Annotated in this window: 10 protein-coding genes and 1 pseudogene; 10 read left to right on the plus strand and 1 reads right to left on the minus strand. The window is 69.0% G+C overall.

From position 1 onward, the window contains the following. Positions 1 to 38: 38 nt before the first annotated feature. The 9 genes and pseudogenes from AB0J62_RS11170 to ftsZ form a co-directional block, all read left to right on the plus strand. Positions 39 to 1,577: a UDP-N-acetylmuramoyl-L-alanyl-D-glutamate--2,6-diaminopimelate ligase gene (locus AB0J62_RS11170; RefSeq protein ID WP_363867410.1), complete on the plus strand. Its 1,539-nt coding sequence runs from the start codon at positions 39 to 41 to the stop codon at positions 1,575 to 1,577. Further along, positions 1,574 to 2,965 (plus strand): UDP-N-acetylmuramoyl-tripeptide--D-alanyl-D-alanine ligase, encoded by a 1,392-nt coding sequence (murF, locus tag AB0J62_RS11175; protein WP_363867413.1) that lies wholly within the window; start codon positions 1,574 to 1,576, stop codon positions 2,963 to 2,965. Before AB0J62_RS11170 ends, murF begins: the two co-directional genes overlap by 4 nt. Further along, complete coding sequence (mraY, locus tag AB0J62_RS11180; RefSeq protein ID WP_363867416.1) at positions 2,962 to 4,029, plus strand: phospho-N-acetylmuramoyl-pentapeptide-transferase; 1,068 nt, start codon at positions 2,962 to 2,964, stop codon at positions 4,027 to 4,029. The genes murF and mraY overlap by 4 nt, the downstream gene beginning before the upstream one ends. Next, positions 4,026 to 5,462 carry a UDP-N-acetylmuramoyl-L-alanine--D-glutamate ligase gene (murD, locus tag AB0J62_RS11185; protein WP_363867420.1) on the plus strand — a complete coding sequence of 479 codons (1,437 nt, stop codon included), beginning with the start codon at positions 4,026 to 4,028 and terminating at the stop codon, positions 5,460 to 5,462. Before mraY ends, murD begins: the two co-directional genes overlap by 4 nt. A gap of 15 nt (positions 5,463 to 5,477) precedes the next feature. Next, positions 5,478 to 6,728 (plus strand): putative lipid II flippase FtsW, encoded by a 1,251-nt coding sequence (gene ftsW, locus AB0J62_RS11190; RefSeq protein WP_363867423.1) that lies wholly within the window; start codon positions 5,478 to 5,480, stop codon positions 6,726 to 6,728. A 22-nt stretch (positions 6,729 to 6,750) separates the two neighbouring features. Further along, positions 6,751 to 7,839 (plus strand): undecaprenyldiphospho-muramoylpentapeptide beta-N-acetylglucosaminyltransferase, encoded by a 1,089-nt coding sequence (murG, locus tag AB0J62_RS11195; protein WP_363867426.1) that lies wholly within the window; start codon positions 6,751 to 6,753, stop codon positions 7,837 to 7,839. Continuing rightward, positions 7,836 to 9,308 (plus strand): UDP-N-acetylmuramate--L-alanine ligase, encoded by a 1,473-nt coding sequence (gene murC / locus AB0J62_RS11200; RefSeq protein WP_363867429.1) that lies wholly within the window; start codon positions 7,836 to 7,838, stop codon positions 9,306 to 9,308. The genes murG and murC overlap by 4 nt, the downstream gene beginning before the upstream one ends. Before the next feature lie 18 nt (positions 9,309 to 9,326). Next, the gene (locus tag AB0J62_RS11205) at positions 9,327 to 10,067 is read left to right on the plus strand and encodes an FtsQ-type POTRA domain-containing protein (protein ID WP_363867432.1); all 741 of its coding nucleotides are present in this window, start codon (positions 9,327 to 9,329) and stop codon (positions 10,065 to 10,067) included. 114 nt (positions 10,068 to 10,181) lie between these two features. Beyond that, positions 10,182 to 11,207, plus strand: a pseudogene (gene ftsZ, locus AB0J62_RS11210) (cell division protein FtsZ); the annotation flags it as partial. A 658-nt stretch (positions 11,208 to 11,865) separates the two neighbouring features. On the opposite strand, the gene AB0J62_RS11215 reads toward ftsZ, so the two are convergent. Then, positions 11,866 to 12,381: a winged helix-turn-helix domain-containing protein gene (locus tag AB0J62_RS11215; RefSeq protein WP_363867435.1), complete on the minus strand. Its 516-nt coding sequence runs from the start codon at positions 12,379 to 12,381 to the stop codon at positions 11,866 to 11,868. 57 nt (positions 12,382 to 12,438) lie between these two features. Between AB0J62_RS11215 and AB0J62_RS11220 the strand changes: the two genes are divergently transcribed. Next, positions 12,439 to 13,422 carry a S41 family peptidase gene (locus tag AB0J62_RS11220; protein WP_363867438.1) on the plus strand — a complete coding sequence of 328 codons (984 nt, stop codon included), beginning with the start codon at positions 12,439 to 12,441 and terminating at the stop codon, positions 13,420 to 13,422. The last annotated feature ends 8 nt before the right edge of the window (positions 13,423 to 13,430 follow it).

The raw sequence follows: 13,430 nt of genomic DNA on the forward strand, positions 1-13,430 counted from the left end.
TAGGAGTCACAGGGTCCGGAGCGGTAGCCTCAGGGCCCGTGTCCACCCCTACCGCCGCAGGCGGCGCGGTCGCAGCGATCAGGCCACGGCACGTCGTGCCGGTCAGCCTCGCCGACCTCGCGAGCGTCGCCGGCGCCCATTCGATGGCAACGGTCCCGGCAGCGCCGCCGGTGTCCGTCACCGGCGTCACCCTCGACTCGCGCTCTGTCCTCCCCGGCGACCTGTACGCCGCTCTGCCCGGTGCCGTCACGCATGGTGCGGAGTACGTCGCGAAAGCCCAGCAGGCGGGCGCCGTCGCCGTACTGACCGATCCCGCCGGCGCTGACCGGGCCGCTGCGAGCGGTCTGCCGGTGCTGGTCGTCGACAACCCGCGCAGCGTGCTCGGTGCGGTCGCGTCCCGCGTGTACGGCGAGCCGACCAGCGAACTTCGGCTGCTCGGGGTCACCGGGACCAACGGCAAGACCACGACCAGCTTCCTGCTCGACGCAGTACTGCGGAGGCTCGGTCCGGCAGCGTTGATCGGGACGATTCAAACGCGTGTTGGCGACGAGGTCGTGAAGAGCGTCCGGACCACTCCGGAGGCCACCGACCTGCAGGCGCTGTTTGCGGTGATGCGGGAGCAGGCGGTCGCGTGGTGCGCGATGGAGGTGTCGAGCCACGCGCTCGCGCTGGGGCGCGTCGACGGCGCCCGGTTCGCGGTCGCGGGGTTCACCAACCTCTCGCAGGACCATCTGGACTTCCACAAGACGTTCGAGGACTACTTCCAGGCGAAGGCCTCGTTGTTCACCCCGGAGCGGTGTGACGTCGCGGTGGTGACCATCGACGACGAGTACGGGCGCAGGCTCGCGGCGCAGACCGTCGTACCGCTCGTGACCGTGTCGACCAAGGGGGACGCGGACTGGACGGTCGCCAATCTGCATCAGTCCGAGCACGGCACGACGGTGTTCGACGTCCGCGGGCCGGACGAGAGGCTGACGGTCGAGATCGCCCTGCCGGGAGAGTTCAACGTCTCCAATTCGCTGCTCGCGACCGTGATGTTGCGACAGGCTGGCGTACCCGCTGATGCGATCGCGGCAGGTCTGCGGACGGCGACCGTGCCCGGGCGGATGGAGCTGTTCACCCGCGAGGACGGCCTGGCCGTGATCGTCGACTACGCGCACACGCCGGACGCTGTCGAGCTGGCGCTGCAGGCGGCGCGTGGTGCGACCAAGGGCCGGCTGTTCGCCGTCGTCGGCTGCGGCGGCGACCGCGACCCGTGGAAGCGGCCGGCGATGGGCGCCGCCGCTGCCCGGACCGCGGATGTGGTGATCGTGACCGACGACAACCCGCGCAGCGAGGACCCGGCGGCGATCCGTGCTGCCGCCGTGCAGGGTGCGCGGGAGGCGGTCCCGGGCGTCGACCTGCACGAGATCGGCGACCGCCGGCAGGCCATCGCGTCCGCGATCGAGCTGGCCGGCCCCGGCGACACCGTCGTCGTACTCGGAAAGGGCCATGAGACCGGCCAGGACGTCGGCGGTGTGATCCACCCGTTCGACGACCGCGAAACCGTGCGTGACCTGTTGGAGGCAGACCGGTGATCCCTGTCAGTTGCGGCGAGATCGCCGACGCCGTCCGGGGCGAGCTCGTGGGTGTCGAACCCACGGCCGTCGTCGACGGCTCGGTGGTGATCGATTCGCGAGCCGCGGAACCGCGCGGGCTGTTCGTCGCCCTGCCCGGTGAGCGTGTCGACGGGCACGACTACGTCGGTACGGCGACCGCGGCCGGCGTCACCGCCGCGCTGACCAGCCGGCCGATCGAGGGGAGTCCGTGCATCGTCGTCGACGACACGCAGCAGGCCCTCGGCGACCTGGCCCGGCTCGTGGTCGGCAGACTCCCGGATCTCACCGTCATCGCGCTCACCGGCTCGTCCGGCAAGACCAGCACCAAGGACCTGATCGCCCAGGTCATCCGCCCGTACGGCGAGACCGTGTCGCCGGAAGGCTCGTTCAACAACGAGATCGGCCACCCGCTCACCGCGCTGCAGGCGACCGAAACCACGAAGTACCTGGTCGCCGAGATGGGGACCCGGCACCAGGGCGACATCGCCTATCTGACCGGGATCACGCCGCCGGGCATCGGCCTGGTGCTGAACATCGGCACCTCGCACATCGGCGAGTTCGGCTCCCAGGACAACATCGCGATCGCCAAGGGCGAGCTGATCGAGGCGGTGCCGGCGGGCGGCATCGCGATCCTGAACGCCGACGACCACCGGGTCGCCGCGATGCGGAGCCGGACGCAGGCCCGCATCCTGACCTTCGGCGAGGCGGCCGAGGCCGACATCCGCGCGGAGGGCGTCAAGCTCGACGCGGAGGGACGTCCGGCGTTCGCCTTGCACATCGGGGACTTCAGCGGCGACGTACAACTGCAGTTCATCGGCGAGCACTACGTGTCGAACGCCCTCGCTGCCGCGGCGGTCGGTACGGCGATCGGCCTGACGCCCGGGCAGATCACCGACGGCCTGAACGCGGCCACCCGGGTGTCTGCCGCGCGGATGGAGCTGACCGAGCGGGCCGACGGTGTGACGATCATCAACGACGCGTTCAACGCCAACCCAGACTCGACGCGCGCGGCGCTGAAGTCGCTCGTCGCCATCGGCCGGTCGCGCGGTGCACGGACCTGGGCGGTGCTCGGCGAGATGCTCGAGCTCGGCGACACCTCCGCCGACGAGCACGATGCGATCGGGCGCCTCGTCGTCCGGCTCGACGTGAACCGGCTGCTCGTGGTCGGTGAGGGAGCGAAACCGATCCACCTCGGCGCCTCGCTGGAAGGTTCGTGGGGCAACGAGTCCGCGTTCGTCGACACGATCCCGGAAGCACTCGAGCTGCTCAGGTCCGGGCTGCGCGCGGGCGACGTCGTACTGGTGAAGTCTTCGAAGGGCTCGAAACTGCGCAGCCTCGCTGACGCATTGCTGGAGGACGTGCAGTGATCTCGATCCTGTTCGGTGGCGCCGTCGCGATGGTGCTGACGCTGATCGGCACGCGCTGGGCGATCCGATGGCTGGCCAAGCGCGGCTACGGCCAGGAGATCCGCGCGGACGGCCCGACCTCGCACCACATCAAGCGCGGTACGCCGACCATGGGCGGCGCGGTGTTCATCGTCGCGACGATCGTCGGGTACTTCGCGGCGAAGCTGTTCACGATGACGCCGCCGAGCGCCTCGGCGATCCTGGTGCTGTTCCTGTTCGCGGGGATGGGCGCGGTCGGCTTCCTGGACGACTTCATCAAGATCTTCCGGCAGCGCAGCCTCGGCCTGCGCAGCAAGGCGAAACTGGCCGGCCAGACCTTCGTCGCGGTGGTGTTCGCGGTGCTCGCGCTGCAGTTCCCGGACGAGCGCGGACAGCGGCCGGCCTCGCCGTTCATCTCGTTCATCCGTGACATCGGCTGGCTGGAGCTGCCGGCCATCCTGGTGATCATCTGGATCCTGCTGCTGATCGCCGGTATGTCGAACGGCGTCAACCTGGTCGACGGTCTGGACGGTCTGGCGACCGGCGCGTCGATGATGGTGTTCGGCGCGTACACGCTGATCTGCATCTGGCAGTTCAACCAGAGCTGCGCGACCGCGAACGGTGTCGGCGCCAAGTGTTACGAGGTCCGCGATCCGCATGACCTTGCCGTGGTCGCCGCCTGTCTGACCGGCGCGCTGTTCGGCTTCCTGTGGTGGAACGCCTCGCCGGCGAAGATCTTCATGGGTGACACCGGTTCGCTGTCGCTCGGTGGCGCACTGGCCGGTATGGCGGTGATGACCCGGACCGAGCTGCTGGTGCTGCTGCTCGGCGGCCTGTTCGTGATCGTCACCGCTTCGGTGATCCTGCAGGTCGGCTACTTCAAGGCCACCAAGGGCAAACGCCTGTTCCGGATGGCGCCGCTGCATCACCATTTCGAGATGCTCGGCTGGGAACAGGTCAACATCGTGATCCGGTTCTGGATCATCCAAGGACTGTGTGTGGTGATCGGACTCGGGGTCTTCTACGCGGAATGGGTGACCGGATGACGCTCGAGACACGCACCGACGACGGCTGGGCGACCACACGATTCGTCGTGCTGGGCTTCGGTACCGCGGGCTATGCCTGCGCGGACTCGCTGATCCAGGCCGGGGCCGAGCACCTCGTCGTACTCGATGATCGCGACAACGAGGCGCTGCGCGAGAAGGCGGTGATCCTGGAGACGCTCGGCGCCACGATCACCCTCGGCCCGGGCAGTACGGCGGAGTTGCCGAAGGACGTCGACGTGGTCGTCACGTCTCCCGGCGTACCGCCGCATGCGCCGTTGCTCGCGCAGGCGGCCGAGCGCGAAGTCCCGATCTGGAGCGAGATCGAGCTGGCGTGGCGACTGCGCGACCCGGCGAGCGCCGCACCGTGGTTGTGCATCACCGGCACCAACGGCAAGACGACGACGGTGCAGATGCTGACCGCGATGCTGCAGGCCGCCGGTCTCCGAACTGTTGCCGCAGGCAACGTCGGGCTGCCGTTGCTCGAGGCCGTGATGGACCCCGAGCCGTACGACGTGATCGCGGTCGAGCTGTCCAGCTACCAGCTGCACTACACCCACTCGATGTCGGCGCACTCGGCCGCCGTGCTGAACATCGCGCCGGACCACGTCGACTGGCACGGCTCGCTGGACGCGTACGCCAAGGACAAGGGCCGCATCTTCGAGAACTGCCAGATCGCGTGCGTGTACAACGTCGCCGACCAGGCGACCGAGCAGCTCGTGATGGACGCGGACGTGATCGAGGGCTGTCGCGCGATCGGCTTCACCCTCGGTACGCCGGGACTGTCGATGCTCGGGATCGTCGACGACCTGCTGGTGGATCGGGCGTTCGTCGAGCAGCGCGCCACGTCGGCGCTCGAGCTGGCGATGATCTCCGATGTCACGCCGGCTGCTCCGCACAACATCGCGAACGCGCTGGCCGCGGCGGCGTTGGCGCGCTCGTTCGGCGTACCGGCGACCGCGATCCGCGACGGACTGCGGGGATTCCGGCCGGACAAGCACCGGATCGCGCACGTCGCGGAGGTTGCCGGGGTCAACTATGTCGACGATTCGAAGGCAACCAACCCGCACGCCGCGCAGGCTTCGCTGCTCGCGTACGAGCATGTGGTGTGGATCGCCGGCGGCCAGGCCAAGGGTGCGACGTTCGACGAGCTGGTGATCGCGGCTCGCGAACGGTTGCGTGCCGTCGTGCTGATGGGCCAGGACAAGCAGGTGATCGCCGAAGCTCTCGAGCGACACGCACCGGATGTCCCGAGGATCGTCGTCGAGGCAACAGACACTGGAGCTATGCAGATCGTGGTGGGGGAGGCGGCGAAGCTCGCACAGGTGGGTGACACCGTGCTGCTCGCGCCTGGCTGCGCATCCTGGGACATGTTCGCCAACTACGGAGCCCGTGGGGACGCCTTCACCGAAGCCGTACACGCGCTCGGCAACTGACTCGGAGGTGATCGCGTGACGTCGATCGCGGATCAGCCCGAGGGCAGGAAGACCGGCGAGCGGGCCTGGGTCGCGGCGATCCGGGACGTGCTCGACCGGCCGCTGACGTCGTACCACATCGTGCTCGGCGCGACCGGGCTGCTGCTCGTGCTCGGGCTGATGATGGTGCTGTCGGCATCGAGTGTGCTGTCGCTGCGCGTCAACGGGAACAGCTACACGATCTTCGTCCGGCAGCTGATCTGGGTCGTGGTCGGCCTGCCGATGGCCTACGTCGCCTCGCGGATGACGCCCCGGCACTTCCGTATGCTCGCGTACGTCGCGCTGCTCGGATCGATGTTCCTGCTGGTGCTGACCTACATCCCGGGCCTCGGCGTCGGCGTGAACGGCAACACCAACTGGCTGAACCTCGGCGGACCGCTGCAGATCCAGCCGAGTGAGTTCGCCAAGCTCGCGATGGTGATGTGGTGCGCGGATCTGTATGCCCGCAAGGAGAAACTGCTCACCCAGTGGAAACATCTGCTGGTCCCGATGGTGCCGGTCTGCGGTCTGGTGATCGCTCTGGTCGTCGGCCAGCACGACCTCGGGACCGCGCTGGTGCTGATGGCCGTGATGATCGGCATGATCTGGATCGTCGGCGCACCGACGCGGCTGTTCGTCGCGACGATCGTCGTGGTCGGCGCGGTGGCGACGTACTTCGTCAACGCGGAGAAGTACCGGATGCAGCGGGTCACGTCGTTCCTCGACCCGTTCTCGGACCCGATGGGCGTCGGCTGGCAGGCGTACCACTCGTTCTACGCACTCTCGACCGGCGGCTGGTGGGGCGTCGGGATCGGCAACAGCCGGCAGAAGTGGAGCAACCTGCCGGAAGCGCACACCGACTTCATCTTCTCGGTGATCGGTGAGGAGCTCGGCCTGGTCGGGTCGCTCACCGTGCTTGCTCTGTTCCTCACCCTGGCGTACGCCGGGGTCAGGATCGCGACGCGGAACACCGAGCCGTTCGTCCGCTATGCGGCGGCGGGGATCACGATCTGGATCATGGCCCAGACCCTCGTCAACCTCGGCGCCGTGATCGGACTGCTACCCATCGTGGGTATCCCGCTCCCGCTTTTGTCGTACGGTGGTTCCGCACTGCTGCCGACCCTCATCGCGATCGGCATGCTGCTGTCCTTCGCGAAGGCCGAGCCCGGCGCGCAGGCTGCCCTGAAAGAGACCAGGCGGCCCCGGTTCGGGTGGCTGCCTTCGCGGCGTACGCCGCAACACAAGTGAACCCGCGGGAGCGTTGAAAGCTGTGCCCAGCATCGTTCTGGCCGGCGGCGGTAGCGCCGGCCACACCTCACCCCTGATCGCCACCGCCGACGCCCTGCGCCGGATCGACCCGACCGTCGAGATCCTCGCGCTCGGCACCGAGCGCGGCCTCGAGACCCGCGTCGTACCCGAGGCCGGCTACCGGCTGGAGCTGATCCCGCCGGTGCCGCTGCCGCGCAAACCCACGCCGGCGCTGCTCGCCGTACCGGGGAAGATGCTGGCCTCGGTCAGCGCCGCCCGCCGGGTGCTCGACGAGGCCAAGGCCGACGTCCTGGTCGGGTTCGGCGGCTACGTCTCCACCCCGGCGTACGTCGCCGCCTGGCGGCGGAAGACGCCGATCGTCGTCCACGAGGGCAACGCGGTGCCAGGGATCGCGAACAAGTTCGCCGCGCGCTACTGCACGCAGTACGTGAAGACGTCGTTCCCGGGCAGCGAGCTGCCGCACGCCGAGTACGTCGGGCTGCCGATCCGGCGCGCGATCTCCACGCTCGACCGGGCCGCGCTGCGGGCCGAGGCGCGGCAGTTCTTCGGCCTGGACCCCGATGCGCCGACGCTGTTCGTGACCGGCGGGTCACAGGGCGCACGGCAGATCAACGAGGCCGTCTCCGGCGCTGCCACGGACCTGCAGGCGGCCGGCATCCAGGTCCTGCACGCGATCGGCCCGAAGAACACCCTCGAAGTGCCGCTGACCGGCCGCTACCCGTACGTCGTCCTGAACTACGTCGACCGGATGGACCTGGCGTACGCCGCGGCCGACCTGGTGGTCTGCCGCTCGGGAGCGAACACGGTCACCGAGGTGTCCGGTGTCGGACTGCCCGCGATCTACGTACCGCTGCCGATCGGTAACGGTGAGCAGCGACTGAACGCGAAACCGGTCGTCGACGTCGGCGGCGGACTGCTGATCGACAACGCCGAGATGACCGCGGACTGGATCCGGGCGAATGTGCCGCAACTTCTGCACGACCGCGAGCGTCTGACAGCCATGTCCACAGCTGCGACCGGTGTGATCCGGACGGATGCCGACGAGCGATTGGCGCGGATCATCCTGGATGTGGTGAGGTCTGCCTCGTGATCGTCACCGCACCTGACACGCTGCTGCCTGCCGAAAAGCTGGGCAGAGTGCACTTCGTAGGAATCGGCGGAGCCGGTATGTCCGGGATCGCCCGGATCATGGCCTCCCGCGGGATCGAGGTGTCCGGGTCCGACGCCAAGGACGGCAAGGTGCTCGCCGCGCTCCGTGCGCTCGGCGCGACCTGCTGGGTCGGTCACGCCGCCGAGCACGTCAAGGACGTCGACACCGTGGTGGTGTCGACCGCGATCCGCGAGACCAACCCCGAGGTGGTCGCCGCCCGCGAGGCCGGGATCCCGATCCTGCCCCGGGCCGCCGCGCTGGCCTCGGTGATGGTCGGCCGCCGCACGCTCGCGGTCGCCGGGACGCACGGCAAGACGACCACGACGTCGATGCTCACGGTCGCGCTGCAGCACTGCGGCGCCGACCCGTCGTACGCGATCGGCGGGAACCTGAACGAGTCCGGGTCGAACGCGCACGACGGCAACGGCGACCTGTTCGTCGCCGAGGCCGACGAGTCGGACAAGTCGTTCCTGACGTACACGCCCGAGGTGTCGATCGTCACGTCGGTCGAGCCCGACCATCTGGACAACTACGGCGACGAGGCCAGTTACCGCAAGGCGTTCGAGGAGTTCTGCGATCGCGTGCTGCCCGAGGGCTTCATGGTGATCTGCCAGGACGATGCCGGCGCCCGGCGGCTCGCGGAGTACGCGCGCGCCCGCGGCATCGACGTACGGACGTACGGCGAGTCGGAGGACGCGGATCTGCATGTCACCGAGATCACCGCGAACGGCGCCACGCAGTCGTTCGTGCCGGTGTACCGCGGGCGGAGGCTGCCGATCGTGCAGTTGCAGCAGGCGGGCAAGCACAACGCGCTGAACGCGTCGGCGGCGCTTACGGTCGGGCTCGGGCTCGGATTCTCCGCGGCCGACCTGGCCGAGGGGCTCGCTGCCTTCACCGGCACCGGGCGCCGGTTCGAGTTCAAGGGGCTCGAGGACGGCGTGCGCGTGTTCGACTCGTATGCGCACCACCCGACCGAGCTGGCCGTCGACCTGACCGCGGCGCGCACGGTGGCGGGGGAGGGACGCGTGATCGCGTGCTTCCAGCCGCACCTGTTCAGCCGGACGCGGATCTTCGCCAAGGAGTTCTCGGAATCGCTGGCGCTGGCCGACGAGGTCGTGGTGATGGACGTGTTCGCGGCCCGCGAGGACCCGGAGCCGGGCGTCACCGGGGCATTGATCGCGAACCACGTGCCGCTGAAGCCGGATCAGGTCCGGTTCGAGCCGTCGTGGTCCGCAGTACCGCAACTGGTCGCGGACCTGGCCGCGCCGGGTGACCTGGTGGTGACGCTGGGCGCGGGCGACGTGACGCTGATCGGCCCGGAAGTCGTTGGTCTGCTGGCCGAACGCGCCAGTGCTGGTGGATCTACCCGCGAGCCTGCCGAGTCAACGCCGGTAGCTGTGGTGGAGTAATTGGGTGGGGTTTGTTGAATGAGCCAGAGCGTTGATCTGGCTCGGGCACAGCAGCGGTTCGCGCGCCGGCAACGGCTGGTGCGCTGGCGGAGTTGGCTGCCGTGGGCGATCGGCGGCGGCCTCGTTGTCGTGGCCGGGCTTGTCGTCTGGCTGTTCTACTTCTCTTCCGTGCTCGCTGTCTCGGGTGTGCGGATCAGCGGCGCCGACACGGTGCCGCTGGCAACGATCGAGCAGACCGCGGCCGCACCGATCGGCACCCCGCTGGCGAAGGTGGACCTGCGGTCGATCGCCGACCGGGTGCGGACGATCCCGGCGGTCGCGGACGCGCAGGTGACCCGCGCCTGGCCGAACAAGATCGTGATCGTCGTCACCGAACGGGTTCCGGTCGTGGTCGTCACGGACGGCTCGCGGTACGAACTGGTCGACGCGACCGGTACGTCGTACCGCACCGTGCCCGACCGGCCGGCCGGACTGCCGGAGGCGAAGGTCACCGGCGTACGGCGCGACGTCACGATCCATTCGGTGGTGACGGTTTCGGCCGCCCTGCCGGAGACCTTGCGGGCGCAGGTGCGTTCGATCTCGGCAGCGTCGCCGGACTCGATCACGCTGAATCTCAGCTCGGATGTGAAGGTCGTTTGGGGTAGTTCCGATGACAGTGCGCGCAAGGCCGGGGTACTGAGCGTGCTGATGAAGCGCCAGGCGAAGGTGTACGACGTCTCGGCGCCCGATCTCCCTGTCACCAAAGGGGAAAAGCGATGAAATATCACATCCCGGGACAGTGTGGTTTCTTGGCGGCGAGGCGCGTGGACAGCGCCAGAACGCGTCACGTACCGTGCGGCGTAATCTAAAGTTGACATAAGTCTAAGCATTTACTTGAGGTTCAGTCTTTTCGCTGGACAACGGGAAAGCAACGAGGCGAGAGGCGCGGACGTGGCGGCACCGCAGAACTACCTGGCACTCATCAAGGTCGTTGGTATCGGCGGGGGCGGCGTGAACGCCGTCAACCGGATGATCGAGCACGGTCTGAAGGGCGTTGAGTTCATCGCCATCAACACCGACGCGCAAGCGCTGTTGATGAGCGACGCGGACGTCAAGCTCGACATCGGCCGCGAGGAGACCCGTGGTCTGGGCGCCGGCGCGAACCCGGCGATCGGGCAGAAGGCCGCCGAGGACCACGCGGAGGAGATCGAGGAGGCGCTCAAGGGCGCCGACATGGTCTTCGTCACCGCCGGTGAGGGCGGCGGCACCGGCACCGGTGGCGCGCCCGTGGTGGCGCGCATCGCCCGCTCGCTCGGCGCGCTGACCATCGGTGTGGTGACGCGCCCGTTCTCGTTCGAGGGCAAGCGGCGCGCGACCCAGGCGGAGGACGGCATCGCCACCCTCCGCGAGGAGGTCGACACGCTGATAGTGATTCCGAACGACCGCCTGCTGACGATCTCCGACCGGGCCGTCTCCGTGCTGGACGCGTTCAAGCAGGCCGACCAGGTGCTGCTGCAGGGTGTCTCCGGCATCACCGACCTGATCACCACGCCCGGTCTGATCAACGTCGACTTCGCCGACGTCAAGGCGGTCATGTCGAACGCCGGCTCCGCGCTGATGGGCATCGGCTCGTCCCGCGGCGAGGACCGCGCGGTCGCGGCCGCCGAGGCGGCCATCTCGTCTCCGTTGCTTGAGGCAAGTATCGAGGGTGCGCACGGCGTGCTGCTGTCGATCGCGGGCGGGTCCGACCTGGGCCTGTTCGAGATCAACGAGGCGGCGCAGCTGGTCTCGGAGTCCGCGCACTCCGACGCGAACATCATCTTCGGCGCGGTGATCGACGACGCCCTCGGTGACGAGGTCCGCGTCACGGTGATCGCGGCCGGCTTCGACGGCGGCATGCCCAAGCGTCGCGAGCAGGCGATGAACCAGGCGCGCCCCCAGTCCTCGCGCCCGCAGAGCTACTCGGCCCCGATGACCGGCACCTCAACCCCGCCGGCTCAGCAGTCCGGTCAGCCGACCACCCCGCAGCCAGGCAACGCCTACTCGGCCGGCCAGCCTGGCAACGGTGGTGCGCAGGCCCCGCAGGCCGGTGGCGCACAGGCAGCCGGCACTCAATCCACGCCCATCCAGCAGAGCTCACCTACGCAGTCAGTGCCGGGCCAGCAGTCGGGTCCGTCGCAGGCGGCACCTTCGCCGACCCCCACCGACGACACCGTCCCGGTGCCGGCTCCCACCGAGCCACGCCCGGGTGTGGGTACGACGAACTCCGCCCGCCCGCAGGCCGGCGACCCGGTCCGCACGGTCCAGACCGGCCAGCAGTCGGCCCAGCCCGCACCGCACACCCCGGCCTCGCCGTCGACCCAGCACTCCTGGCCCACGAACGGCCCGAGCACCTCGGCAGGCAGCCAGTCCAGCCAGCCCAGCCAGCCGGCGCAGTCCGCACAGCCGAGCGCGCCCAAGCCGAAGAAGCCGGAGCCCGAGGAAGACCTCGACATCCCCGACTTCCTCAAGTAACTCCCAACCTTGTGCACCCACCAACCACTTCGCGCTGGCGAAACTGGTTGGTGGGTGCACAACGTTAGGCCGTCGGGTCCGGCTGGCGCGGGCGGTAGACGGAGACCAGAACGCCGTAGCGGGACTCGGTTGGGCCGGCGTCGGTGAGGTCGTGGACCATCCGGTCGAGTGTCGCGGCGAGCTCCTCGGCTTGGGCGGCGGTGAGGCGGATGTTCCGCAGGTTGAACAACGGGTCGTCGTCCGCGCTCTCGAGCTCGGCGGCGACGGCCTGGAGCGCGACGGTGTTGGCTGCCCGGGCGCCTTCACCGACGAAGTCGAACCGGCGCGCCGACCGCCGGTAGTACTGCTCGGTCCCGCCGCGCACTTGCCGGGTCTCGGCCACGTGGACCATCCCGGCGTCACGCAGTACGCCCAGGTGGTGGGCCACGTTGCCTTTGGCGGTTCCGAGCGCAGCGGCCAGCTGGCTGATCGTGGCCGCCTCCTGCCCGAGCGCGAACAGCAAGCGGTGCCGCAACGGGTGCCCGAGCGCCTTGAACTGCGCGGCGCTCGACACCTCCAGGTGATCGAGGATCTCGGCCATGGATCAAGCGTCGAGATTTCTTGACGCTTTGTCAAACCGCATGCTCTACTGCTGCCCATGCACACCGAAGAGATCAGGGCCGTCGTCGGCCGGCTGGGCGCGCTCGTCGCGGAGTACTACGTCTTCCCCGAGATCGGCGCCGAGGTCGCGGACCGCCTCGCCGCCGCGGTCACCGAGGGTCGATACGACGACCTCGGTACGCCGGAGGAGTTGGCCGAGCGGGTCACGGCCGATCTGCAGGTCGGCAATCGCGACAAGCATCTGCGCCTCATCTTCCGCCGCGACGGACTGCCGGACGACACGGATCCGGTGGCCGAGGAAGCGCATTGGCGACGCCGCGCAGCGCTCGACGCCGGCGGGATGGCGCGCGTCGAACGGCTCGACGGCAACATCGGGCTGCTGGAGATCCGGCCGTTGCTCTATCCCCCCAATCTGGCCGGACCGGCGGTCACGGCAGCGATGTCCCTGCTCGCGTCGACCGACGCCTTGCTCATCGATCTGCGCCGCTGTGTGGGTGGATCGCCCGATCAGGTCGCCTTTGTCTGCAGTCATCTGCTCGACTCCGACGAGCCGATCCATCTGCAGGATCTGGTCAAACCGGCCGACGGTACGGTGCGGCAGTTCTGGACCACGCCGTACGTGCCGGGGCCGCGGTTCAGCGGGGCCAAGCCGATCTGGGTTCTGACCAGCCCCACGACGTTCTCGGGCGGCGAGGAGTTGGCGTACAACCTGCAGCAGTTCGGGCGGGCGGTCGTCGTGGGCGAGCGGACCGGCGGCGGCGCGCACCCGCGCGAGGGGTTCAAGTTGCACGAACAGCTCGAGGCGAGCGTGCCGGTGGCGCGTTCGGTGAGCTCGGTCACGGGGACCAACTGGGAAGGCATCGGTGTCGTTCCCGACCTCGACGTACCGGCGGATGAGGCGTTTGCCTACGCGTATCGCCTGGCCGCCGCGTATGTGCTCGAGTTGCCGTCCGAGCCCGAGCGGAACGGTGTGAGCGACGAGGCGCGGGCGGTGGTGGGTGCGGGCGTCGCCGCTGGGTAATCTTCAGT

The organism is Kribbella sp. NPDC049584, assembly GCF_040675555.1.
Taxonomy (GTDB): domain Bacteria; phylum Actinomycetota; class Actinomycetes; order Propionibacteriales; family Kribbellaceae; genus Kribbella.

Excerpts from the sequence above, each read along its gene's own strand:
- murD (WP_363867420.1), top strand. The coding sequence starts at position 4,026 with ATGACGCTCGAGACACGCACCGACGACGGCTGGGCGACCACACGATTC.
- AB0J62_RS11205 (WP_363867432.1), top strand. The coding sequence starts at position 9,327 with ATGAGCCAGAGCGTTGATCTGGCTCGGGCACAGCAGCGGTTCGCGCGC.
- AB0J62_RS11215 (WP_363867435.1), bottom strand. The coding sequence starts at position 12,381 with ATGGCCGAGATCCTCGATCACCTGGAGGTGTCGAGCGCCGCGCAGTTC.
- AB0J62_RS11220 (WP_363867438.1), top strand. The coding sequence starts at position 12,439 with ATGCACACCGAAGAGATCAGGGCCGTCGTCGGCCGGCTGGGCGCGCTC.